Annotated in this window: 1 pseudogene; it reads right to left on the reverse strand. The window is 37.8% G+C overall.

Annotation, left to right across the window (positions count from 1 at the left end):
* Window positions 1–402: pseudogene (locus ACTHSL_RS12750) on the reverse strand (hypothetical protein); the annotation flags it as partial.
* Between the last annotated feature and the right edge of the window lie 608 nt (window positions 403–1,010).

Below are 1,010 nucleotides of genomic sequence, written 5' to 3' on the forward strand. Positions count from 1 at the left end.
AAGTAATGAGGTGTTAAGGACGCTTTCATTTTCAATGTCGGCTAATCGATTTGGCCATACTACTAAATCCTGAATAGCTTTAAGAAGGTTATGTTTAAAACCATCGCTTAATTTGCTGAGATTAACATAGTAGTCAATGCTTTCACCTAAGGAAAAAAACATTTCAGGGAGTTGACTGAATTTTTTATCTATTAATGAATAAGTGCTTACTTCTTCTTTTTGACCTACAAAACCAATTTTAACATTTCCGATATCGCATTTTTCACCATGCTCATCAAAGACAGTAAGATAAAACATTGTAACAAAGGAATAGTCATTCCAACCATCTGCTCGTAGGAATGCCTTATTTTTTTCTACTGCAGGAATATACCCGCCTCTTTCAATAACACTAAACTCCAACATATAGTAACCCTTAATTTTATTAAAATAACCGCAATTTATTTGGCGGCAACACAGGATCTCTCTTTTAAGTTACTCTCTATTACATACGTTTTCCATCTAAAAATTAGTAGTATTGAACTTAACGGGGCATCGTATTGTAGTTTTCCATATTTAGCTTTCTGCTTCCTTTTGGATAACCCACTGTTATTCATGTTGCATGGTGCACTGTTTATACCAACGATATAGTCTATTAATGCATATATAGTATCGCCGAACGATTAGCTCTTCAGGCTTCTGAAGAAGCGTTTCAAGTACTAATAAGCAGATAGATAGCCACGGACTTCGTAGCCATTTTTCATAAGTGTTAACTTCCGCTCCTCGCTCATAACAGACATTCACTACAGTTATGGCGGAAAGGTATGCATGCTGGGTGTGGGGAAGTCGTGAAAGAAAAGAAGTCAGCTGCGTCGTTTGACATCACTGCTATCTTCTTACTGGTTATGCAGGTCGTAGTGGGTGGCACACAAAGCTTTGCACTGGATTGCGAGGCTTTGTGCTTCTCTGGAGTGCGACAGGTTTGATGACAAAAAATTAGCGCAAGAAGACAAAAATCACCTTGCGCTAATGCT

This window comes from Neisseria sp. P0008.S010, assembly GCF_051962715.1.
Lineage (GTDB): Bacteria > Pseudomonadota > Gammaproteobacteria > Burkholderiales > Neisseriaceae > Neisseria > Neisseria elongata.